Origin of the sequence: Sphingomonas rustica, assembly GCF_039652585.1 — a bacterium.
Lineage (GTDB): Bacteria > Pseudomonadota > Alphaproteobacteria > Sphingomonadales > Sphingomonadaceae > Sphingomonas > Sphingomonas rustica.
Genome location: NZ_JBDIZK010000004.1, coordinates 265,225 through 289,014, shown reverse-complemented (window position 1 = coordinate 289,014; position 23,790 = coordinate 265,225). Strand labels below are relative to the sequence as shown.

The following is a 23,790-nucleotide window of genomic DNA, read 5'->3' as shown; positions in this document are numbered from 1 at the left end:
ACACAGGTGGAGCAACCGCCCGGAATTTCGCCCGAATCGCCCGAAGCCCGTCGCCACGGGTTCGGAAGCGCGGTGCGGGGCGGCCTGAGGTCGCTGGGGGTCGGCGAACGCTTCTTCGTCGTCCTGAAGCGCGTTGCGATCGGAACCTATAATGACGGCTTCACCTATGCCGGCAACCTTGCCTATCTCTCGCTGGTCACGCTTTTCCCCTTCTTCATCGTGGCAGCGGCGATCGCCCGGCTGATTGGCCAGACCGGCGAGGGGCTGCACGCGCTCGATGCCTTTCTCCACACTGTGCCGCCCGAAGTCGCGAGGGTGCTTCGCCAGCCGATGCAGGATGTGCTCCAGGCGCGGACCGGGAATCTGCTCTGGTTTGGCGCGCTGGTCGGCCTGTGGACCACCGGCGGCTTCATCGAGACGGTCCGGGGCATCCTGCGCCAGGCTTATGGCACCAACTCATCGACGCCCTTCTGGCGCTACCGCCTCGGCGCGATCGGGGTGGTGGTCGGATCGGTCATCCTCGCAATGGCCGCGTTCAGCTTCCAGGTGATCCTGACCGGCGTCGAACAGTTCATCTACCGAATCCTGCCGTTCGCGGTCGATGCGCAGCGCCTGGTCAATTATACCCGCTTCGTCCCGGCGCTGGCGCTGTTCGGCGCGCTCTACATGCTGTTCTATTCGCTGACCCCGCGAAAATACCGCAAGTCGGGCTGTCCGAAATGGCCGGGGCCGGCATTCGTGACCGTGTGGTGGATGTCGACCACGGCATTGCTTCCCTTGGTTCTGTCCACCCTCGGCGGCTACGACCTGACCTATGGCAGCCTCGCCGGGGTGATGATCGCGCTGATCTTCTTCTTCATCATCGGCCTCGGGGTCGTTGTTGGTGCGGAATTGAACGCGGCACTGGCGGAGACGCCCGAGGAAGGTTTAGAGGGGGCGCCGAAGAAGCAGGAGAATACACCGTCGTGACCGGATTGATGCAGGGCAAGCGCGGCCTCATCATGGGGCTCGCCAATGATCGTTCATTGGCCTGGGGCATTGCGAAGCAGCTCGCCGATCAGGGTGCGGAGCTCGCGTTCAGCTATCAGGGCGAGGCGCTGGAAAAGCGTGTTCGACCGCTTGCCGAGCAACTGGGCAGCGATTTCCTGATCGACTGCGACGTTTCCGACATGGCGGCGCTCGATTCGGCGTTCGAGACGCTGGCGGCACGCTGGCCGACGATCGATTTCGTCGTCCATGCGATCGGCTTTGCCGACAAGAACGAACTGCGCGGCCGCTATTACGACACGTCGCTCGACAATTTCCTGATGACCATGAACATCTCGGTCTACAGCTTCACCGCGGTCGCCAAGCGGGCGCAGGCGATGATGCCGAACGGTGGCAGCCTGCTCACGCTCAGCTATTATGGCGCCGAGAAGGTGATCCCGCATTACAACGTCATGGGCATCGCCAAGTCGGCGCTCGAGACCTCGGTCAAATATCTTGCCGTCGATCTCGGCCGCGACAATATCCGGGTCAATTGCATCTCCGCCGGCCCGATCAAGACGCTGGCGGCCTCGGGGATCGGCGACTTCCGCTATATCCTGAAGTGGAACGAGCTGAATTCGCCGCTGAAGCGCAACGTGACGATCGAGGATGTCGGCGGCGCGGGTCTCTACCTGCTGTCCGGCCTGGCCGCGGGCGTCACCGGCGAGATCCACTATGTCGATGCCGGCTATAACGCGATCGGCATGAAGGCCGAGGACGCGCCGGACATGTCGCTGGCGTGACCATCGCGATTCGCGGCGCGACCGGCGGGGACGTCGCGGCGATCGATGCATTGCTGCGGTCCAGTTTCGCGCAGCCCCGGGAGGCGCAGCTGGTCCAGCAATTGTGCATCGACGGCGACATGGTGCTGACGCTGGTTGCCGATGACGACGAGACCGGCAAATTGGCCGGCATGGTCGCGTTCAGCCGGATGGAGGTCGAGATCGATGGCAAGGCGATCGCCGCCGTCGCGCTTGCTCCCGTCGCCGTCGCGGACTCGCATCGCAGCCAGGGCGTGGGCGAAGCGCTGATCGCGAGCGGACTGAAGCATCTGGGCGACGCCGGCGCGATGCTTGCCTTCGTGCTCGGCGAGCCCGGCTATTATGAGCGATTTGGTTTTTCTGCTGACTGGGCAAGCGGATTTGCCTCGCCCTATGCGGGCGACTATTTCATGGCGCTGCCCTTGCAGGACGGGGCAATGCCCTGCGGAACCCGCGGTCAGGCGGCACATGCCGCCGCATTCGCGCAACTGAGTAGGGAATTGTGAGCTTCAACAGCTTCGGTCGCGTCTTCCGCTTCACGACCTGGGGGGAGAGCCACGGGCTGGCCCTGGGCGCGGTCGTCGATGGCTGTCCGCCGGGGCTGACCCTGTCGGAAGCCGATCTCCAGCCCTTTCTCGACAAGCGCCGCCCGGGCCAGTCGCGCTTCACGACGCAGCGACAGGAGCCGGATCAGGTCCGCATCCTGTCGGGCGTCTTCGAAGGCCGCACGACCGGCACGCCGATCGCCCTCCATATCGACAATGTCGACCAGCGGTCGAAAGACTATTCGGAGGTGGCCAAGGCCTATCGGCCCGGCCATGCCGACTATGCCTATGACGCCAAATACGGCTTTCGCGACTATCGCGGTGGCGGCCGCAGTTCGGCGCGCGAGACGGCGGCGCGGGTCGCGGCGGGTGGCGTCGCCCGGCTCGTGATTCCCGAAGTGCGGATCCGTGCCTGGGTCGAGGCGATCGGCGGCGACGCGATCGACCCGGCGAATTTCGATGCGGACGAGATCGATCGCAATCCCTTCTTCTGTCCCGACGCAGCCGCGGCTTCGCGCTGGGAAGCGCTGGTCGACGGCGCGCGTAAATCGGGATCGTCGCTTGGCGCAGTCATCGCCTGCGAGGCGACCGGCGTCCCCGCGGGCTGGGGCGCGCCCCTCTATGCGAAGCTCGACAGCGAGCTGGCCGCCGCCTGCATGAGCATCAATGCGGTCAAGGGCGTAGAGATCGGCGACGGCTTTGCGGCCGCCGCGCTCAGCGGTGAGCAGAATGCCGACGCGATGCGCCCGGGCGAGGATGGCCGGCCGCGATTCCTGGCGAACCATGCAGGCGGCATCGCCGGCGGCATCTCTACCGGACAGCCGGTGCTCGTGCGCGTCGCGTTCAAGCCGACCAGCTCCATCCTGACACCCGTGGAAACCATCGATCGCGCAGGCGACGCCGCCGAAATCTTCACCAAGGGCCGGCACGACCCTTGCGTCGGTATCCGCGGGGCGCCGGTCGTCGAAGCGATGATGGCATTGGTCCTGGCCGATCAGAAGCTGCTGCATCGCGCTCAGTGCGGCTGAGAAACGTCTAAAAGCCGGCGTTTATCGAGCTGATATGCGGCAATATTGCCTCAATTGCCCGTGAGTCTGCAACGCTTCACCGATCCGCTGCGTTGAATTGGTGGAGTCGGGAGGTGGGCTGCGGATCTATTTGTCGCGACCATTACTTGTTTCTGTGACACCACGTCATGGAGTAAACATCACATGCGTATCAAGATGATCATCGGTGCAGTTGCCCTCATGGGTTCGACGGCGGTCTATGCTCAGGACACCACGCCGCCGCAGCAGCAGGATCAGACGACGACCGCACCGGCGCCTGAGCCGGCCCCGGCACCTGAGCCCGCTCCGGAACCGGCCCCGGCTCCGGAACCCACGCCGACCCCGACGCCGACCCCTGATTCGGCGGATGCGCCGGCACCGACGCCCCCGGGGCGCTAATACCGGCCTGCTGAACCTCGTTCAGTCAGATACGGCCCGATACCCACGGTATCGGGCCGTTGTCCGTTACGGCTGGATCAATCCGCGAACGGATCGCGCACCAGGATCGTATCCTCGCGCTCGGGGCTGGTCGACACCAGCGCCACCGGGCACTGGATCAGCTCCTCGATCCGGCGGATGTACTTGATTGCCTGTGCCGGCAGCTGCGCCCAGCTCCGCGCACCGGCGGTGCTTTCGCTCCACCCCGGCATGCTCTCGTAGATCGGCTCCACCGCTGCCTGGTCGGCGGCATTGGATGGATAATAATCCAGCGTCTCGCCGCGCAGACGGTAGCCCGTGCAGATCCGGATCTCCTCGAACCCGTCGAGGATGTCGAGCTTGGTCAGCGCGATGCCGGTGATGCCGCTGACCGCGGCGGACTGGCGCACCAGCACCGAATCGAACCAGCCGCAGCGCCGCTTGCGCCCGGTCACCACGCCGAACTCGCGGCCCTTGGTGCCCAGCGTCTCGCCGATCTCATTGTCCTGCTCGGTCGGGAAGGGGCCAGAACCCACGCGGGTGGTGTAGGCCTTGGTAATCCCCAGCACGAAGCCGACCGCGCCCGGACCGATGCCGCTGCCGCCCGCCGCGGTGCCAGCGATCGTGTTGGACGAAGTGACGAAGGGATAGGTGCCATGGTCGATGTCGAGCAGCACGCCCTGCGCGCCTTCGAACAGGATGCGCTTGCCGCGCGCGCGCGCCTCGTTAAGCATCCGCCATACCGGCTCGGCGAACGGCAGGACGAAGCCGGCGATCTCGCGCAGCTGTTCGACCAGCGCGGCGCGGTCGACGGGATCGGCGCCGAAACCGGCGCGCAGCGCGTCGTGATGTGCCAGCAGCCGGTCGAGCTGCGGGTCGAGTTCGTCGAGATGCGCCAGGTCGCATACGCGGATCGCGCGGCGCCCGACCTTGTCCTCATAGGCCGGGCCGATGCCGCGGCGCGTCGTGCCGATCTTGCCCGATCCGCTGGCATCCTCGCGCATGCCGTCCAGCTCGCCATGCAGCGGCAGGATCAGCGGGCAGGTGTCGGCGATCTTCAGCGTGTCGGGCGTGACGTCGACGCCCTGGTCGCGCAGCTTGGCGATCTCGGCGCGCAGCGCCCAGGGATCGAGCACGACGCCATTGCCGATCACCGACGGCGTGCCGCGCACGATGCCGGAGGGGAGGAGCGACAGCTTGTAGGTCTTGTCCCCGACGACGAGCGTATGGCCTGCATTGTGCCCGCCCTGGAACCGAACGACGACATCGGCGCGCTCCGCGAGCCAGTCGACGATCTTGCCCTTGCCTTCATCGCCCCACTGGGCGCCGATCACCGCGACATTGGCCAAAGAGAATTCCTTTCGCGGGCCCCCTAGAGAGGGATCGCTCAGTCGTCCAGCGCTGCGCGGATTCGAACGGCCAGTTCGTCGAGTGCGAACGGCTTGGCGAGCACCCCCTCGTCGCTGCCCACGGTGTCGCGGGTATAGCCGCTGGTGAAGAGCAGCTTCAGCCCGGGCAGCAATTTCGATGCGCGCGCGGCGAGTTCGCCGCCGGTCATCTCCGGCATGACCACGTCGGTGAAGAGCAGCGATACCAGCTGACCGGCCTCGATCAGTTTCAGGGCGGAGGGGCCGTCGGGTGCCTCGACCACGCTATATCCAAGCTCGCGAAGCGCCTCGACCGAATAGGTCCGCACCCGGGCTTCGTCCTCGACCACCAGGACGATCTCGTCGCTCGTGCCGTGGGGCAGCGCGCTCGGCTCACGGGCGGGGGGAATGTCCGGCAGGTCGCCGTCATGGACGGGCAGATAGACGCGCACGATCGTGCCGCGCCCGCTTTCCGAATCGATCCGCACATGTCCGCCGGACTGGCGCGCAAAGCCGAACACCTGGCTGAGGCCAAGGCCGGTTCCCTTGCCGACTCCCTTGGTGGTGAAGAAGGGGTCGAAGGCGCGAGCCATCACCTCCGGATCCATGCCGGTTCCCGTATCGGCGACCGCGATCATCACATAGTCGCCCGGGGAAATGTCGAATGCGACCGCCTCCTGGCCGTCGATCGTGCAGTTTGCGGTCTCGATGATCAACTGCCCGCCGCCGGGCATCGCGTCGCGCGCGTTCACCGACAGATTGAGGATCGTGTTCTCCAGCTGGCTCGGGTCCGCCATTGCCCTGTGAAGATTGGCGGGCAGGCGCGTGTCGATGCGGATCGTCTCGCCGATGGTGCGCGACAGGAGCTCGGTCATGCCGCGGATCGTCTGGTTGGGATCGACGGCGACGGGCATCAGCGGCTGCTGGCGCGAGAAAGCGAGGAGCCGCTGGGTGAGCGCCGCGGCCCTGCTGGCGCCGTCGCGGGCCGCGGTTACATAGCGTTCGACATCGGTCTGGCCCTGCGCGATCCGGCGCTCCATCAGGTCGAGCGCGCCGATCACCACCGCCAGCATGTTGTTGAAGTCATGCGCGATGCCGCCCGTCAGCTGGCCGACCGCCTCCATCTTCTGCGCCTGGCGCAGCTGCTGTTCGGCCGCCATCAACTGGCGCGTCCGCTCCTCGACCGCGCGCTCTAGCTCCTCGCGAGAGCGGGACAGCACTTCGCGGGCATCGACGATATCCTGGATATCGGTACAGGTGCCGAACCAGCGGGTGATCATGCCATCCTCGTCGCGTACCGGCTGGGCGCGGCCCAGGACCCAGCGATAGACGCCGCTGTGATGCCGCAGGCGGTATTCGATATGATAGGGATCGCCGGTTTCGAGGCAGTGGCTCCAAGCCGTCCAGGCGCGATCCTGGTCCTCGGGATGGAACATGCCGTTCCAGCCCTCGCCATCGGTGCTGCCGTGCGGCACGCCGGTATAATCATACCAGCGGTCGTTATAGTAATCGTGATAGCCGTCGGGCCGGGTCGACCAGATCATCTGATCGATCGAATTGGCGATCGCGCGGAACTTGGCCTCGCTCTCCCTCAGTGCCTGGTTCGCGCTGACCCGCTCGACCGCGTCCCATGAGATTTCCGCGACCGCCTCGATCAGGCGGACATCCTCCTCGCTCCAGTCGCGGGCCTGGGCGGCATTCGCGTAGAGGGTGGCGACCCAATTGCCACCGCGAAGCAAGGGCACGCCGACCCCGGATGGAGAGGTGCGCGAGATCGGGCTGTCCGGGAATTCGCTGGCCGAATCGCGCATCACCAGCGTCTCGCCGCGATGATAGGGCGACTGCGCTGCCGCGAAAGTTCCGGCCGGAACCGATCCGTCGAGGATCGGCAGCGATCCGCTGCTCCAGCTTGGCCCGAACTGCAGCATGTTCTCGCCGGCGATCCAGTAGAAGCCGACTCGATTGGCACCGATCCGTTCCCCCAGCGCTTCGGCCGTCAGGCGCATCACCGCTTCGGGCGTTTCCAGCAGCCGCTGCCGCCCTGCGAGATCGTGGACGAATGCCTGGCTTTCGGTGGCGCGGCGCAGATCCTCGACCGCAGCGCGCGCCGCATCTTCCGCATTGCGCCGCTCGGTGACGTCGAAGCTCAGTCCCGAAAAGCGCGTCGGCTGGCCATGCTCGTCATAGCGGCAGCGGCCCTGGGCATTGATCCATCGATGCGATCCGTCGCCGCGGCGAATGCGATATTCGATCGAATAGGGCGCGCCCTCCTCGATCGACCGGCGGATCGCCTCGCGCACCCGCGGGCGATCCTCGGCATCGAGAAAGGCGTAGAAATTCTCCATCGACCCTTGCCCGGTGGCAAGTCGCTCGGCGGGCACGCCGAACAGCCGCGCAAACCGCTCGTCGCCGCTGACCCTGTCGTTGGGAATGTCGATGTCCCAGGTACCGATGCCGAGCGGGGCATCGAGCGCAAGCTGCAATCGCTCCTGGCTGTGGCGCAGCGCGTGTTCGGCAAGCGCGCGGTCGGTGACGTCGGTCGCCTGCACGAAGATCGACCGGGTGACGCCACTGGCGTCCTTGATCGGCTGATAGACGAAATCGAGGATGCGGGTTTCCGCGTCGGCATCCGCCACCCGCTGCAGCATGACCGGCGTGTCGCTGGCGCGAAACGCCTCGCCGCCATCGCGAACCTGGTCGAGCAGGCTGATAAAGCCCTGTGCTGCGATTTCGGGAAGCGCATCGCGAAGCGGCCTGCCGATGATGTCGCGATCGCCGATCAGCGCAAGATAGGCGGGATTGGCCAGTTCGAACACATGATCCGGACCCGACAGCAGCGCGACGGCTCCCGGCGCCTGTTCGAACATCTCGCGCAGCCGGTCGATCTGCGCACTGCGACGCTGCTCGGCGAGCACGAAGCGGGTGGTTTCGTTGCCCTGGTTCAGCAGCCCCAGCACTTGGCCGGTTTCATCGCGGATCGGCGTGAAGCTGTAGTTCCACCAGGTTTCGCGCCTCTCGCCGCCGCGTTCCATGGCGAGCGGCTGGTCATAGGCGGTGAAGCCGCGATTGCGTGCCACCGCCTCCTGCATCTGCGGCCCCACCACGTCCCAGATTTCCGGCCACACCTCGGCACCGGGGCGGCCCAGCGCAAGCGGGTGGCGTTCGGCCGGAATCGGTGCCCAGGCATCATTGTACAGAAGGCGAAAGTCCGGCCCCCAGTAGATCGCCGTGGGAAAAGCCGATCCCAGCGCCAGATCGAGCGCGAAGCGCAGCGGCGCCGGCCAGGTTTCGGGGGTGCCGAGCGGATGCGCCGACCAGTCGTTTTCGCGGATGCGCTGCGCCATCTCGCCATGGTGATCGAGAAAGGCGGGCGCTGAATGCATCCGTTGAGCGTTGCCACCTCAGACGGGGCTGTCAACTGCTCGACATATCGGCGATGCTGGTTATGGAGAGGCCGAGGAGAAGGTATCAAATGAAACTAGCCAGCCTGAAGCAGGGTCGCGACGGCAAGCTCGTCGTCGTGTCGAACGATCTCGCCTGGTATGCCGATGCCAGCCTCATCGCGCCGACATTGCAGGCCGCGCTGGACAATTGGGACGCGGTCGAAAGCGACCTGCGCAATCTCCATACCGACCTCGAGCATGAAGCGATCCCGATGATGCGCTTTCACGAGCGCCAGGCTGCATCGCCGCTGCCTAGGGCCTATCAATGGGCGGACGGCTCGGCCTATGTGAACCATGTCGCGCTGGTCCGTCAGGCACGCGGCGCCGAGATGCCCGAGACCTTCTGGCAGGATCCGCTGATGTATCAGGGCGGATCCGACGGGTTTCTCGCCCCGCGCGACCCGATCCCGCTGAAGGACGAGGCCTGGGGCTGCGACCTCGAGGCCGAAGTCGTGGTGGTGACCGGCGACGTGCCGCTGGGCGCGAGCCGCGACGAGGCGCTGGCGGCGGTCCGGCTGGTCGGCTTGACCAACGACGTCAGCCTGCGCAACCTGATCCCCGGCGAACTCGCCAAGGGGTTCGGCTTCTTCCAGTCCAAGCCGGCGAGCAGCTTCTCACCGGTATTCGTGACGCCCGATTCGCTGGGCGACTGGTGGCGCGACGGCAAGCTGCACCGCAAGCTGATGGTCGACCTGAACGGCGCGCCGTTCGGCAGGGCCGAGGCGGGCGAGGACATGACCTTCGATTTCGGAACGCTGATCGCGCATGCGGCGAAGACGCGCCCGCTGGGTGCGGGCACGATCATCGGATCGGGCACCGTGTCGAACCGCGACAGCGACGGCGGCCCGGGCAAGCCGATCAGTGAGGGCGGCGTCGGCTATTCCTGTCTTGCGGAAGTCCGCACCGTCGAGACGATCCAGCGCGGCAAGGCCGAAACCCCGTTCCTGAAGGCGGGCGACACCGTCCGCATCTGGGCCGAGGACGACAAGCATCACGCGATCTTTGGGGTGATCGAGCAGACGGTGACCGCGGGCTGAGGCGTCAGAAGCCGAACGAGAACTGGCGCGACACCAGGGGCCAGCGTGTCATCACGACGTGCTGGCCCTTGCCGTGGATGCTCCGGATCAACAGCAATTCCTCGACCAGCCATCCGACCGGATCGATCGGAATCGTGCGGTCCACGGGCGCGCCATAGTCCAGCGAGACATGCGGCCGGAACCGATAGGGAAGGGTCGGCAGCCCCTTGGACTTGAGCCGCGAACTGAGCGCTCTTTGCCACCGTCGATAGGCGGTCATCCCCTTACCGATCAGGGCGTTGCTGTGCAGATGGTCGAACCGGACGGGAAAGGGGCTGACCTCGAGTGATCTGACCATCCGGTCCAGCGCATCCAGGTGCGAGTCAGGATAGGCTGTGACGTCGCCAAGAGGCAGGACGGTCGAGTGAAAGCGGTATCGGTCGTAGCTGCTGGAGATGCCCAGATCCCGGCGCCGGCCCTCGATCTGAACCGCCTCGTCTTCGGGCGGCTTGACCATGATGTAGAGCGGTTCGAGTCCGGTCATCGTGCCTCTCTCAGTGAAAATCATGCGACTTGATCGGGATGAGATCCTCGTCCCGCGCGTCCTTGCGGGGCGGCCAGGATTCGGCGGTGCGCTGGCGGGGCCAGCCGGGCATGCGGCGGTCGGTGGTCTTCCAGCCGACCTTGCGGTCGCGCGGGTCGATCGTGCCGCCATGCGTCGCCCCGTCGCCGGGCATGGTCATCCGCGGCAGGTCGAGTTCGCCCAGTTCGCGCAGCCACGGGGTCAGGTCGGTGATCGTCTCCGCGACCAGATGGATCACGATCCCCTCGCGCTGGACCCGGCCGCGGATCGCCAGCATCGTTGACGTCATGACGGTGCGGCGATGCGCCTCGAACCGGTCGGCCCACAGCACCGCATTGGCGATGCCGCTTTCGTCCTCCAGCGTGACGAACACGACGCCCTTGGCGCTGCCCGGCCGCTGGCGCACCAGGATCAGCCCGGCCACCTCTACCCGCGCGCCGTCCCTCATGTTCGACAGCGCGCCGCACGGGACGATGCGCCGTGCCGCCAGCCGATCGCGCAGGAAATGCAGCGGATGCTCGCGCAGCGTCAGCTGGGTCGCACGATAATCCTCGACCACTTCGCGTCCTGCGGTCAGCGGCGTCAGCTCGACGCTGGGCTCGTTCGCCTCGGGCAGGATCAGCCCGGCACGATCGTCGGCGGCGCTGAGCAGCGGCAGCGGATCGTCGCGCAGCGCCTTGATCGCCCACAAGGCCTGGCGCCGGTTCAGCCCCGACCCCTGAAACGCATCGGCGCGCGCCAGCCGCTCCAGCGCTGCCGGTTTCACCCTGGTGCGCCGCCACAGCTGCTCGATCGAGGTGAACGGGCCGCGCGCCTCGCGGTCCTCCAGGATGCGTATCGCGTCCGCCTCGCTCAGCCCCTGCACGATCTTCATGCCCAGCCGCAGCGGGCGAAGTGCCACCCAGTCCGCGGCGTCACCCGTGAAGGCTGCGGGAGGGCGCGGACGGGGTACCTGGTCGGGCGCATCGACGAGCGTATCCCACAGGCTGGCATTGATGCAGACCGGACGGACCTCGACGCCGTGTTCGCGCGCGTCGCGCACGATCTGCGCCGGCGCATAGAATCCCATCGGCTGCGAATTGAGCAGGGCGGCGCAGAAGATGTCGGGATGCCGGCACTTCATCCAGGACGAGGCATAGGCGATCTTGGCGAAGCTGGCGGCGTGGCTCTCGGGAAAGCCATAGCTGCCGAACCCCTCGATCTGCTTGACCAGCCGCTCGGCGAAATCCTGGCTGATGCCGCGCTCCAGCATGCCGCTGATCAGACGCGGGCCGAACTCGCCGACGCCGCCGGTCGACTTGAACGTCGCCATCGCCTTGCGCAGCCGATCCGCCTCGCTGGCCGGGAAGCCGGCGCCGATGATCGCCACCTGCATCGCCTGTTCCTGGAACAGCGGCACGCCGAGTGTCTTTTCGAGCACTTTTTCCAGTGCAGGTGAGGGGTACTCAAATTTTCGCTTCGGGTTTTGCCGCAGCAGCTCGCGGCGCTTGAGATAGGGATGGACCATGTCCCCCTGGATCGGGCCGGGACGGACGATCGCGACCTGGATGGCGATGTCGTAGAAATTGACCGGCCGCATCCGCGGCAGCATCGACATCTGCGCCCGGCTCTCGATCTGGAACACGCCCAGCGTGTCGGCGCGGCAGATCATGTCGAAGGTGTGGGTGTCATCCTCCTGCAGCACCGGAGAGGCGAGGGTCATGCGCAGCTGCTTGTGCTCGGCCAGCAGGTCAAAGCAGCGCCGCATGCACCCCAGCATGCCTAGGCCGAGAATATCGACCTTCATCATGCTCAGCGCCTCGATATCGTCCTTTTCCCATTCGACCACCCGCCGATCGACCATCGCCGCAGGCTCGATCGGCACCAGACTGTCGAGCCGGTCGCGGGTGAGGACGAACCCGCCGGGATGTTGCGACAAATGGCGCGGCGTCCCGATCAGCTCGCCCGCCAGCTGCAGCGTCAGCGCCAGGCGCGGATCGGTCTTGTCCAGGTTCAGCGCATCGGCATGTCTGTCGTCGATCTCGTTCGACCAGCCCCAGACCTGGCTCGACAGCGCGGCGGTCACATCCTCGGGCAGGCCCATCACCTTGCCGACCTCACGCAATGCACCGCGCGATCGGAAGCGACTGACCACCGCGGTCAGCGCGGCATGGTCATGGCCATAGGTCTGGTAGATCCACTGGATCACTTCCTCGCGGCGCTCATGTTCGAAATCGATGTCGATATCGGGCGGCTCGTTGCGATCCTCCGACACGAAGCGCTCGAACAGCAGTTGATGCTTGACCGGATCAATCGAGGTGACGCCCAGCAGGAAGCAGATGAGCGAGTTGGCCGCCGAACCGCGCCCCTGGCACAGAATGTCCTGGCTGCGCGCGAATTCGACGATCGCCAGCACGGTGAGGAAATAGGGCGCGTATCGCATCTTCGCGACGAGGCCGAGTTCCTTGGCCAGCAGGTCGCGATAGGCCGGATCGGCCGCCATGTCGGGCTGAGACTCCAGCGCCTGCCAGGCAAGCCGGTCCAGCGCCTGTTGCGGCGTGCGATCGTTCATCACGATCTCGTCGGGATATTGGTATTTCATGAGGCGCAGGCTGAAGCCGCTACAGCGTTCGGCGATCGCCTCGGCTGCATGCAGCGCCCGCGGATAGTCCCGCATCCGCCGTGCCATCTCGGCCGGTGTCTTCAAATGGCGATCGGCATTGCGCTCGCGGCGGAAGCCCAGTTCGTCGATCGTGCATTTCTCACGAATCGCGGTCACCACGTCCTGCAGCATCCGCCGATCGGGATGGTGATAGAGCGTATCCCCGGTGGCGAGCGGAGTTAGGCCATGCTGCTGTGCCGCCAGATTCAGCTGGTGGAGGCGCAGCTCGTCGCCCGGACGGCGATGATGCGTCAGGCACAGATGGCCATGGCCGCGCCCGAACAGGTCGGCCATCCAGCCGAGCGCGAGGTCGTCGCCACTGTCCGCCAGGCCGGGGACGAGCGCCGCGACCAGCCCGTCGCAATGTTCGGCGACATCCTCCCAATGCAGGAAGCAGCGGCCCTTCTCGCCGTGCTGGGCGTCGGCGCGCGACTTGCCGAGCGTGAGCAGCCGGGTGAGCCGGCTCCACGCGGCCAGATCCTCGGGCCAGACAAGGATGCCGGTGCCGTCGACCAGGTCGAGCCGGCATCCCGCGACCAGCCGGGTGCCGGTCGCCTCGGACGCGACGAGCGCGCGCACCAGCCCACCGACCGAGTTGCGATCGGTGACGCCCAGCGCCTCCATCCCCATCAGCGCCGCTGTGGCGAACAGCTGGTCGGGCGGCGAGGCGCCGCGCAGGAACGAGTAGTTCGTCGTCGTCTGGAGCTCGACCCAGCTCATCCGAACACCCCGTGGAGATACCAGCTGAGATCGCCGGTCACGCTGCGCTCGCCGTCGCCCTTGCGGAACAGCCAGTAGCGGCGGCCCTGATCGTCCTCGACCCGGAAATAGTCGCGCACGCTGTGCGTCTCGCTGGCGCGTTTCCACCATTCGCCATGGACGCGTTCGGGGCCGTCGGCGCGCACGATCTTGTGGGCGGTGCCGCGCCAGGTGAATCGGCGTGGCGCATGGTCGGGAAGCTCGGCCATGACATGGTCGATGCGTTCGGGCCGGCGCAGCAGCCGCGCGGGCTTGGGCCAATGCGGGTGCCAGGGTTCGAGCGCGGGGCTGCGATCCAGCCGGCGGACATCGTCTGCCTTCATCGGCGCAGCCGAGCGGGCGGGCGGATCGAGCACGGGCGCGCGGGCGATGCTGCGTTCGGGCACGTCGCTTTCGATCGGGCGCATCCGCCACATCCGCTGAAGCCCGATCCGCGTGGCGAGCGTATCGACAAGAGGGGCCAGGTCGGGCGCCACGTCTTCGTCCAGCCGTTCGACCACCGGTTCCGGGCCGAGCAGGTCGGCGCGCCGGACATGCAGGGCCATCGCGTCGATGCCGAACCCGGGCTCGATGCTTTCCATCCGCCGCAGCAGCAGCCGCAACAGGTGCGCCGGGTCGCGGCTCGGCCGGGCAAGGCCGATCCGGATATTCTGGGGCACGCCATCGACGCGATCGGCGACCAGCTCGATCCGCAGCGCGCCGAGCCCGCGTTCGGCCAGCGCGGCGACGATGCGCGGCACCAGCAGCCCGAGCCAGTGTTCGATCGCCTCGGGGGTCGCGATCGGTTCGGCAAAGCGGCGCGTGGCGGCGATCGGTTGCGGCGGCACCACCGGATTCAGCGGTTCGGGCAAGGCGCCCAGTGCTTGGTGGATGCGGATCGCGATCTGCTTGCCGAATCGTTTGACCAGTGGCGCCCGCGGAATTTCGGCAAGCTCCCCGATCCGGTCGATGCCCAGTCGCTTGAGCAGTTCGTTGTCGCGCGCGTCGATCCGCAGCGCACGGACGGGCAGGGCGGCGATCGCCTCGGCATGGCGACCGACCGGACAGATCGTCACCGGTCGGGCCTGGCGTGACAGGGCATGTGCCGCGCCCAGCGTATCGGCCACCGCGATCCGCGCGACGTAACCCAGCCGGGCAAGCAGGCGGATGATCCGCTTCGCCATCATCGCCTCTCCGCCGAACAGATGATCGGTCCCGCTGACCTCGATCGCCAGCGTCTCGTCGTCGGCGATGGCGACGATCGGCGAGAAATGCCGCGCCAGGGCGATGGCCAGGCGGTGCAGTTCGGCCCGGTCGCCCTCGGGATCGGCCGGGCGGATGTCGAGGCCGGGCACCAGCACCCGTGCCTGGGTGATCGCCATGCCGGGCGCCAGGCCGATCGACAGCGCCAGCGGACAGGCGGCACCGATCAGGTTGCGATTCTCGGCCCGGAGCGCGGTGACCAGCGGTGCAGCGCCCGCGCCGGTGGCGCGGACATGCGGGAGCACGTTGCCGGAACCGCCCTCGTCGGGGGGCATGGCGCGAAACGGATGGCCCGCGGCCTCGTCGCGCCGCCCGATCTCGTGCTTGGCCGGGCGGCGCGTGTCGGGAAGCGCGGCGACGCGGGCATGGACCCCGTCATCCTCGCGGGCCCAGCGCGCGCCGGGACGCCAGCCGCCACCGCGCGGCACCGAACAGGCATGGTCCTGTTCGGCGGCGACGGCGTCGCGCATCGCATCGAGCGATGCGGGGATGCGCTGTGCCTCAGGCGGCGCGGAGGTTCGCTCGGCCCGGCGCAACCGATCGATCGACCAGTGCGGCAGGTAGAGCGCAGCGACCCGTTTCATCGCAGGCCTCCACAAGCTGGGAAAAGGGCTCGCCGCCCTTCTGGCGGACGAGATCGAGCATCCACCGCGCCCGCCCGACCCCGGGCACCGTTCCCGGCAGGGGCGTCGAGGGTGCCGAGGTCACCCGCCAGCGCGTGATCGCGGCCGAGGGAAGGCGCAGCGGATCGGACGTCTCGCGGATATGCCGCATCATCAGCAGCGCGATGGTGCGGCCGCCCTCGGCGGCAAGCTGGAGGCGGCGGGTCGCGGTCATGTCGGCCCGCTTTGCCTCGCCGATCACCGCGCCCAGGCCGCGATGGCGCAGCCCTTCCTCCATGATCGCCAGCATTTCGGCATCGTCGGCGGCTTCGGCATAGATCAGGCGGCCGGCGGACAGGCCCGACTGCGACACGCCCGGCGCGAACAGGTCGTGGCGGCGCACCACCCACAGCACCGGTCCCCAGGCACGTGCGGCGATCCCGGCCATGAAGAGGGTGGCGGCGCAATCATCCGCCAGATCGGCCGTGCCTGCAGCGATTTCGTGGAGCGCGTCGAGCCGGAACCCGCCATTGGCCAGGCGCGTATCGATGGCATGGATTCCCATGGGCAGCACCGGTCGACGCCGAAAACCCTTGGTTTCCAGACCTTGCAGCGTCTCGCGCAATTGCTTCAGGACGGCAGGGTCGGCCATGCTCTCTAACGACTCGGTTGCGACTCGGTACTTTCAATGTTCCTATTCTGTTCCAGATGGTGCCGGAGTCAAGTCCGCTCGAGGCTGTGCAGTTGCCATTCACACGGCACCGGCTAAGTTGCTGTTATTCCTATCATCGGAGTTTTCATGTCCCGAATGACCCGGCGCCAGGCGTTGCTCGCCTCCGCTACCACACTGATCGCCTCGCAGGTCGGCGGCGCGATTTCCGCACTTGCCCAGACCGCCGCAACGGTCGACCCGTCCCCGCTGCTCAAGCCCTGGCCGGGCAATTATGGCGGCACCCCGCCCTGGGACCGGTTCACCCCGGCGATGTTCCCGCCCGCGTTCGAGGCGGCGATGGCCGATCTGCGTCGCGAGATGCTCGCGATCCGCGACGCGAAAACGAAGCCCGGCTTCAAGACGGCCATCGAGCCGATGGAACTGGCCGGCGAGACGATGGATCGGGTCCAGGCTGCCTGGGGCGTCTATACCAGCAACCTGGCGACCAAGGAGGTTCAGGACATTGCCCGGGTGTGGAGCCCGAAAATGGCCGCCTTTTATGACGAGCTCTATCTCGACCCCAAGCTGTTCGCCCGGGTGAAGGCCGCCTATGACACGCGCGCCTCGCAGGGGCTGAACGCCCAGCAGACCCGCCTGCTCGAGCGCAGCTATCGCGGCTTCGTGCGCCGCGGCGCGCTGTTGTCCGATGCCCAGCGGGCCGAGGTCTCGACGATCAACCAGGCGCTCGCCTCGGCCTTTGCCGAGTTCAGCCGCAAGGTGCTGGCGGACGAGGAGACCTGGATCGTCGTCGACAGCGAGGCCGAGCTGGCCGGACTGCCCGACAGCTTCAAGGCGTCGCTCAAGGCGGCGGCGGAAGCGCGCAAACTGCCGGGAAAATGGGCGGTGGTGAACACCCGCTCATCGGTCCAGCCGCTGCTGATGAACTCGACCAACCGCGCGCTGCGCGAAAAGACCTGGCGCGCCTTCGTGATGCGCGGCGACAATGGCGACGCCAACGATACCAAGGCGATCATCGCCGAAATCCTGAAGCTGCGTCAGCAGCGCGCGGTACTGCTGGGATTCAAGAACCATGCGAATTTCCGCATGGACGACACGATGGCGGAAACGCCGGCCAATGCGATGAAGCTGATGATGTCGGTCTGGCCGGCGGCACGCGCCCGCGTGGCCGAGGAAGTCGCCGACATGCAGGCGCTTGCCGACAAGGAAGGCGCGAAGATCACGATCGAGCCCTGGGACTATCGCTTCTATGCCGAGAAGGTCCGCAAGGCGAAGTACGACCTCGATGAGAGCGAGATCAAACCCTATCTCGAGCTGAACAACATCCTGATGGGCGCCTTCTACGCCTGCGGCAGGCTGTACGACCTGGACTTCAAGGAAGTGAAGGACGTGCCGGTGTTCGATCCCGAGGTCCGCACCTTCGAGGTCACGAACAAGGTCACCGGCAAGAATGTCGGGATCTTCTACGTCGACAATTATGCGCGCTCGGGCAAGCGTTCGGGCGCCTGGGCGACGCGCTATCGCGGCCAGCAGGAACTGGGTGGGCACCGCAACGTGCTGGCGTCGAACAACAATAATTTCACCAAGGGTGGCAATGGCGAGCCGACGCTGATCAGCCTGGACGATGCGACCACGCTGTTCCACGAATTCGGCCATGCGATCCACAGCCTGCTCCAGAACGTCACCTATCCGGGGCTGGCGGGGACGCCGCGCGACTTCGTCGAATATCCCAGCCAGGTGAACGAGAACTGGCTCCTGACTCGCGACGTGCTCGACAATTATGCCCGGCACTACAAGACGCGCGAGCCGATGCCGCAGGCGCTGGTCGACAAGATCGAGAAATCCTCGACCTTCAACCAGGGGTTCGAGACGGTCGAGTATCTCGCATGCGCGATCCTCGACATGCAACTGCATGATCGCGAGACGCCGGTCAGCGATATCGCCGCGTTCGAGAAGGAAGCGCTGGCGGCGATCGGCATGCCCAGGGAAATCGCGATGCGGCATCGCATGCCGCAGTTCAATCACCTGTTCTCGTCCGACGGCTATTCGGCCGGCTATTATTCCTATCTTTGGTCCGAGACGATGGACGCCGACACCTGGGCGGCGTTCGTCGAGACCGGCAATGTATGGGACAAGAAGACTGCCGACCGGTTCCGCCTGACCCTGTTGTCGACGGGCAACGAGACCGACCGCAAGGTCGCCTATCGCGCGTTCCGCGGCCGCGACCCGGACGTGACCGCCTTGTTCAAGCGGCGCGGATTTCCGGTTACCTGATCGGACCCGCCCGGCCCGTTGCGTCCGGGCCGGGCGGGCCGCGTCACTTGATCGCGGCGAGTTCGTAGAGGAAATCGATATAGGCCATGGTCGCTTTCTCCAGACCCGCGACCTTCGGGTTGGTCGAATCGATCACAAGATACTCGTCCGGCGCATGCGCGCCGGCGCCGTGGCCGATGCCGAAATGGCCGGCGGGCAGCGAGACCGGCGCACTGGTGAACACCGCGCCGGGCCAGGATCCGGCAAGCCGCGGATTGAGCGTCGCCTTCACCCCCTGGCGCGCATAGGTCGCCAGCTCGGCGCGGATGAGGCGGCTGTCCTCGGCGGTCTCGGTCGGGTCGTAGCCGCCGCTCACCTTCGCCTCGATATCTGTGAAGCCGCGCTTGTCGAGATGCGCGCGAAGCTTCGCCTCGCAATCGGCGCGGGTCTGGTTCGGCACCAGCCGCATGTCGATCTTGGCGACCGCGCGCGCCGGCAGCACGGTCTTGCCGCCCGGCCCGGTATAGCCGGCGACCAGCCCCTCGATATTCACCGTCGGCTGCGATGCCAGCCGTTCCAGCGCCCGGGCGAAGGGCAGGTCGTCGATCCAGGCGGGCACGCCCAGGCCCTGCTTCATGTCGGCTTCGCTGTCGTGCGCGGCATTCTCGGCGATCAGCGCCTTCTCGCGCGCACTCAGGGGGCGGACCGTGTCGAACCAGCCGTCGATCGCCGGGGTGTTGCCGTCGGGCGTGACCAGGGTCTGCAGCGCCTGCACCAGCCGCCAGCTGGGCGAATCGACCATCGCCTTCAGGCTGGAATGCACGTCCTTCTTTGGGCCGCGGCCCCATTTCTCGCCGCTGGCGATCAGCTCGAGCTCGATGATCCCCTTCGCCCCCAGATTGACGTCGACCGCGCCCTGGCTGTTCTGCCAGCTGGCCGGCAGGAAGATGCCCTCGCACCGCTTGAGCGCCGCCAGGATGTGCGGCTTGGTCACGATCTGACGGAAATTGGGTGAGCCGATCTCCTCCTCGCCCTCGGCAACGAGCACCAGATTGACCGGCAGCTTGCGTCCGGCCTTCCTGAACGCATGCAGGGCGGCCAGGAAGGTGGCCTGCGGTCCCTTCTGGTTCACCGCGCCGCGACCGACGATCGCCTTGCCGAAGCCGGGCTTGTCGACGAGCCGCGCCTCGATCGGCGGCGACGACCATTCGGTCGCGTCATATTGCTTCACGTCATACATGAAATAGATGCCCAGCGTCCGCTTTGCGCCCGAATCGAGCACGCCGAACACGCCAGGATGCCCGTCGGTCGGCACGATCTCGACGTCGGTGAACCCGGCGTCGCGCGCAAGCGCCGCCATATAGTCGGCGCCCTTCTGCATGTCGCGATTCTCGGCGGCGATCGCCGGAGTCCGGATCCATTCCTGGATGCGCCTGATCGAGTCGTCTCGCCCGGCCATGACCGCGCGCTCCAGTGCGGCGAGATCGCCCGACCGGGCCAGTGCGGGTCCCGGAGTAATCAGCGCGCCGGCACCGATTGCGGCGCCGGCGAGAAGGGTACGTCGATCGACATGATGCGTCGGCATTGGTCATGCTCCCCCTGGTTGAGCCCCGACTATCCGCTGTCCCCGACGCGCTGTCCATCGGCTGGGCCTGCAACCAAAACGACATTTAAGGTCAGCAGCACTGACCTTCTTGCGTCGTCGTTTGAAATTTTATAACAAGGCTCCGAAACGAGCTCCCGGGCGTTCTACGGCACGGGGGACGGAATTGTTTTCGGAGAGCCCATGTCGGTCGAACGTGATCGTTCCAACCTGCCCCCGCTGTCGCTGCACGTGCCGGAACCCAAGTTCCGCCCGGGCGACGCGGTCGATTTCACCGAGATCGAAGTGCCGCCTGCCGGTGCCCAGCGGCGCCCCGACACCGCGGAGAAGGCGGACCAGTTCCACGATCTCGCCTACACGCTGGTCCGCGTGCTCGACGATCAGGGCAATGCGGTGGGCCCCTGGGATCCCAAGCTCGATCCCGATACGCTGCGCAAGATGCTGCGCAGCATGGCGCTGGTCCGTGCGTTCGACGAGCGCATGTTCCGCGCACAGCGCCAGGGCAAGACCAGCTTCTACATGAAGTCGAGCGGCGAGGAGGCGGTCTCGGTCGGTGCGGCGACCGCGCTCGATTACGAGGACATGTGCTTCCCGTCCTATCGCCAGCAGGGAATTCTGCTGACGCGGGGCTGGAGCCTCGTCGACATGATGAACCAGATCTATTCGAACAAGGGCGACCGGCTGCAGGGCCGCCAGCTGCCGATCATGTATTCGGTCAAGGAAGCCGGCTTCTTCTCGATCTCGGGCAATCTCACCACGCAATATCCGCAGGCGGTCGGCTGGGCGATGGCCAGCGCGGCCAAGGGCGACAGCCGGATCGCCGCGACCTGGTGCGGCGAAGGCTCGACCGCCGAGGGCGACTTCCACTCGGCGCTGACCTTCGCGACCGTCTACCGCGCGCCGGTGATCTTCAACGTCGTCAACAACCAGTGGGCGATCTCGTCCTTCTCGGGCTTCGCCGGGGCGGAGGCGACCACCTTTGCGGCGCGCGCGATCGGCTATGGCATTGCCGGGCTGCGCGTCGACGGCAACGACATCCTCGCGGTCTATGCCGCCACGCAATGGGCGGCCGAACGGGCGCGGACCAACCAGGGACCGACGCTGATCGAGCATTTCACCTATCGCGTGGAAGGCCATTCGACCTCGGACGATCCCACCGCCTATCGCTCGGCCGGTGAGCCCAGCGCCTGGCCGCTCGGCGATCCCGTCGTCCGGCTCAAGCAGCACCTGATCGCGCTGGGCGAATGGGACGAGGAGCGCCACGCGGCGCAGGACCTCGAACTCGCCGAGATGGTCAAGGCGGCGCAGAAGGAAGCTGAGAAGAACGGCATCCTCGGCCATGGCATGCACCAGCCGTTCGAGACGATGTTCGAAGGGGTGTTCGAGGAAACCCCCTGGCATTTGAAGGAACAGGCAAAGCAGATGCTGGACGAGCAGAAGGCGGCCGGGCTGTGAGCGACGACGTGATCGAAACCGAAGCGGGCACCACCACCCGCATGAACATGATCCAGGCGATCAACTCCGCGATGGACGTGATGATGGCGCGCGATTCCGGCGTCGTCGTGATGGGGGAGGATGTCGGCTATTTCGGCGGCGTGTTCCGCGCCACTGCGGGCCTGCAGGCCAAATATGGCAAGACCCGCGTGTTCGACACGCCGATCACCGAATGCGGCATCATCGGCGTGGCGGTCGGCATGGGTGCCTATGGCCTGCGCCCGGTCCCCGAGATCCAGTTCGCGGACTATATCTATCCCGCGCTCGACCAGCTCGTGTCGGAGGCGGCGCGGCTTCGCTATCGCTCGGCAGGCGATTTCACCGCACCGATCACGGTGCGCTCGCCCTTCGGCGGCGGCATCTTCGGCGGGCAGACGCATTCGCAGAGCCCGGAAGGCATCTTCACCCATGTCTCGGGCCTGAAGACGGTGATCCCGTCGACGCCCTATGACGCCAAGGGCCTGCTGATCGCATCGATCGAGGACAATGATCCGACGATCTTCTTCGAGCCGAAGCGCATCTATAACGGCCCGTTCCACGGCCATTACGACAAGCCGGCGACGACCTGGGCCAACCATCCCGGCGGCGAGGTGCCCGAGGGCTATTACCGGATCGAACTGGGCAAGGCGGCGATCACCCGTCCTGGCAACGACGTGACGATCATTGCCTATGGCACGATGGTCCATGTCGCGACGACCACGGTCGAGGAGACCGGGATCGACGCCGAGATCATCGACCTGCGCACGCTGGTGCCGCTGGACATCGAAACGATCGAGGCGTCGGTGAAGAAGACCGGGCGCTGCGTGATCATCCACGAGGCGACCCGCACCGGCGGCTATGGCGCCGAGCTTGCCGCGCTCGTCCAGGAGCGCTGCTTCTATCATCTGGAGGCGCCGATCGAGCGCGTCACCGGGTTCGACACGCCCTATCCGCACTCGCTGGAATGGGCCTATTTCCCCGGACCGGTCCGGATCGGGGAAGCACTCAAGAAGGTCATGAGGAACTGATGGCGCGCTTCGAATTCCGTCTGCCCGACATTGGCGAAGGCATTGCCGAGGCCGAGATCGTCGAATGGCACGTCAAGGTCGGTGACCGTGTCGAGGAGGATGGCCGGCTGGCCGACATGATGACCGACAAGGCGACGGTGGAGATGGAATCTCCGGTCGCCGGCGTCGTGCTCTCGCTTGCCGGCGAGGTCGGCGACCAGATCGCGATCGGGTCGACGCTGGTGGTGATCGAGACCGAGGGCGAGGCCGAAGCACCGGTGCCCGAGGCGGTCGAGGACCAGATCGCGGCGGAAACGCCCGGCGTCGACGAGGCTTCGGTTGCCGAGACCGCGGCGCCAGAGCCCGTCGCGGCGGCTCCGGCGCCGAACGACGGGGTCGCGCCAAGCCCGGCACCGGCAAGTCCGGCGCGTGTCGAGCCGGTCGTACCTGCCACTGCCGATCGCCATGCGCTCGCCTCGCCCGCGGTGCGCCAGCGCGCCAGGGATCTCGGCATCGACCTCGCTTCGGTGAAGACCGAGGGCGACCGCGTCCGCCATGCCGATCTCGACGCCTATCTTCGCTATGGGTCGGGCGAGGGCTATCACGCCCCGCATGCCAGCCGCGCGCGCGACGACCAGCCGGTCAAGGTGATCGGCATGCGTCGCCGCATCGCCGAGAACATGGCCGCGTCGAAGCGGACGATCCCGCACTTCACCTATGTCGACGAGATCGACGTCACCGCGCTGGAAGCGATGCGCGGCGATCTGAACGCCAATCGCGGCACGCGTCCCAAGCTGACCATGCTGCCGTTCCTGATCGTCGCGATCTGCCGCACGATTCCGCAGTTCCCGATGCTCAACGCGCGCTATGACGACGAGGCCGGCGTGGTGACGCGCCACGGCCGGGTTCATCTGGGCATGGCGACGCAGACCGATGCGGGGCTGATGGTCCCGGTGATCCGCGACGCGCAGGACCGCAATGTCTGGCAGCTTGCGACCGAGATCACCCGCCTCGCCGAGGCTGCGCGCACCGGCAAGGCGAAGTCGGAAGAGCTGTCGGGTTCGACGCTCACCGTCACCTCGCTCGGTCCGCTCGGCGGCATCGCGACGACTCCGGTGATCAACCGTCCCGAGGTGGCGATCATCGGCCCGAACAAGATCGTCGAGCGTCCGATGTTCTACGGCGACGAGATCGTCCGCGCCAAGCTGATGAACCTGTCGATCAGTTGCGACCACCGCGTCGTCGATGGCTGGGACGCGGCAAGCTATGTCCAGGCGCTGAAGAAGCTGCTCGAGACGCCGGTGCTGCTCTTCGCCGACTGACGCCCGGCCAGATA

General features: G+C 66.6%; 16 protein-coding genes. 9 read left to right on the top strand and 7 right to left on the bottom strand.

Annotation, left to right across the window (positions count from 1 at the left end; translation table 11 throughout):
* The first annotated feature begins 6 nt into the window (after positions 1 to 6).
* Genes TPR58_RS09075 through aroC form a run of 4 tightly spaced genes read left to right on the top strand, consistent with a single transcriptional unit; the run spans position 7 to position 3,360 of the window.
* Positions 7 to 969, top strand: a complete 963-nt coding sequence (locus tag TPR58_RS09075) for a YihY/virulence factor BrkB family protein (protein ID WP_428835706.1) — start codon at positions 7 to 9, stop codon at positions 967 to 969.
* Positions 966 to 1,769: an enoyl-ACP reductase FabI gene (fabI, locus tag TPR58_RS09070; RefSeq protein ID WP_346246315.1), complete on the top strand. Its 804-nt coding sequence runs from the start codon at positions 966 to 968 to the stop codon at positions 1,767 to 1,769. Before TPR58_RS09075 ends, fabI begins: the two co-directional genes overlap by 4 nt.
* Positions 1,766 to 2,293, top strand: coding sequence for a GNAT family N-acetyltransferase (locus tag TPR58_RS09065; protein WP_346246314.1), 528 nt, complete (start codon positions 1,766 to 1,768; stop codon positions 2,291 to 2,293). The genes fabI and TPR58_RS09065 overlap by 4 nt, the downstream gene beginning before the upstream one ends.
* Entirely contained in the window at positions 2,290 to 3,360 is a 1,071-nt protein-coding gene (gene aroC / locus TPR58_RS09060) for a chorismate synthase (protein WP_346246313.1), read from the top strand. The genes TPR58_RS09065 and aroC overlap by 4 nt, the downstream gene beginning before the upstream one ends.
* A 494-nt stretch (positions 3,361 to 3,854) precedes the next feature.
* Here the strand turns inward: aroC and TPR58_RS09055 are convergent, their stop codons facing one another.
* Positions 3,855 to 5,144, bottom strand: coding sequence for an adenylosuccinate synthase (locus tag TPR58_RS09055; protein WP_346246312.1), 1,290 nt, complete (start codon positions 5,142 to 5,144; stop codon positions 3,855 to 3,857).
* Between the two features lie 38 nt (positions 5,145 to 5,182).
* Complete coding sequence (locus TPR58_RS09050; RefSeq protein WP_346246311.1) at positions 5,183 to 8,545, bottom strand: PAS domain-containing protein; 3,363 nt, start codon at positions 8,543 to 8,545, stop codon at positions 5,183 to 5,185.
* An 89-nt stretch (positions 8,546 to 8,634) separates the two neighbouring features.
* On the opposite strand from TPR58_RS09050, the gene TPR58_RS09045 reads away from it, so the two are divergent.
* Complete coding sequence (locus tag TPR58_RS09045; RefSeq protein ID WP_346246310.1) at positions 8,635 to 9,642, top strand: fumarylacetoacetate hydrolase family protein; 1,008 nt, start codon at positions 8,635 to 8,637, stop codon at positions 9,640 to 9,642.
* Positions 9,643 to 9,646: 4 nt separating this feature from the next.
* On the opposite strand, the gene TPR58_RS09040 is transcribed toward TPR58_RS09045, so the two are convergent.
* Genes TPR58_RS09040 through TPR58_RS09025 form a run of 4 tightly spaced genes read right to left on the bottom strand, consistent with a single transcriptional unit; the run spans position 9,647 to position 16,100 of the window.
* Complete coding sequence (locus tag TPR58_RS09040) at positions 9,647 to 10,165, bottom strand: 2'-5' RNA ligase family protein (protein ID WP_346246309.1); 519 nt, start codon at positions 10,163 to 10,165, stop codon at positions 9,647 to 9,649.
* 10 nt (positions 10,166 to 10,175) lie between these two features.
* Complete coding sequence (locus TPR58_RS09035; protein WP_346246308.1) at positions 10,176 to 13,565, bottom strand: error-prone DNA polymerase; 3,390 nt, start codon at positions 13,563 to 13,565, stop codon at positions 10,176 to 10,178.
* Entirely contained in the window at positions 13,562 to 15,430 is a 1,869-nt protein-coding gene (locus tag TPR58_RS09030; protein ID WP_346246307.1) for a Y-family DNA polymerase, read from the bottom strand. The genes TPR58_RS09035 and TPR58_RS09030 overlap by 4 nt, the downstream gene beginning before the upstream one ends.
* Complete coding sequence (locus TPR58_RS09025; RefSeq protein ID WP_346246306.1) at positions 15,348 to 16,100, bottom strand: ImuA family protein; 753 nt, start codon at positions 16,098 to 16,100, stop codon at positions 15,348 to 15,350. The genes TPR58_RS09030 and TPR58_RS09025 overlap by 83 nt, the downstream gene beginning before the upstream one ends.
* 147 nt (positions 16,101 to 16,247) lie before the next feature.
* Here TPR58_RS09025 and TPR58_RS09020 point away from each other — a divergent pair, with 147 nt between their 5' ends.
* Positions 16,248 to 18,392, top strand: a complete 2,145-nt coding sequence (locus TPR58_RS09020) for a M3 family metallopeptidase (RefSeq protein WP_346246305.1) — start codon at positions 16,248 to 16,250, stop codon at positions 18,390 to 18,392.
* Between the two features lie 43 nt (positions 18,393 to 18,435).
* On the opposite strand, the gene TPR58_RS09015 is transcribed toward TPR58_RS09020, so the two are convergent.
* Positions 18,436 to 19,956 carry a M20/M25/M40 family metallo-hydrolase gene (locus tag TPR58_RS09015; protein WP_346246304.1) on the bottom strand — a complete coding sequence of 507 codons (1,521 nt, stop codon included), beginning with the start codon at positions 19,954 to 19,956 and terminating at the stop codon, positions 18,436 to 18,438.
* A 201-nt stretch (positions 19,957 to 20,157) separates the two neighbouring features.
* On the opposite strand from TPR58_RS09015, the gene TPR58_RS09010 reads away from it, so the two are divergent.
* The 3 genes from TPR58_RS09010 to TPR58_RS09000 are packed head-to-tail and all read left to right on the top strand — an operon-like array spanning position 20,158 to position 23,776.
* Positions 20,158 to 21,429 carry a 3-methyl-2-oxobutanoate dehydrogenase (2-methylpropanoyl-transferring) subunit alpha gene (locus tag TPR58_RS09010; RefSeq protein WP_346246303.1) on the top strand — a complete coding sequence of 424 codons (1,272 nt, stop codon included), beginning with the start codon at positions 20,158 to 20,160 and terminating at the stop codon, positions 21,427 to 21,429.
* Positions 21,430 to 21,470: 41 nt separating this feature from the next.
* On the top strand, positions 21,471 to 22,475 hold the full coding sequence (locus TPR58_RS09005) for an alpha-ketoacid dehydrogenase subunit beta (protein ID WP_346246385.1): 1,005 nt from the start codon (positions 21,471 to 21,473) through the stop codon (positions 22,473 to 22,475).
* Positions 22,475 to 23,776, top strand: a complete 1,302-nt coding sequence (locus TPR58_RS09000) for a dihydrolipoamide acetyltransferase family protein (RefSeq protein ID WP_346246302.1) — start codon at positions 22,475 to 22,477, stop codon at positions 23,774 to 23,776. Before TPR58_RS09005 ends, TPR58_RS09000 begins: the two co-directional genes overlap by 1 nt.
* The last annotated feature ends 14 nt before the right edge of the window (positions 23,777 to 23,790 follow it).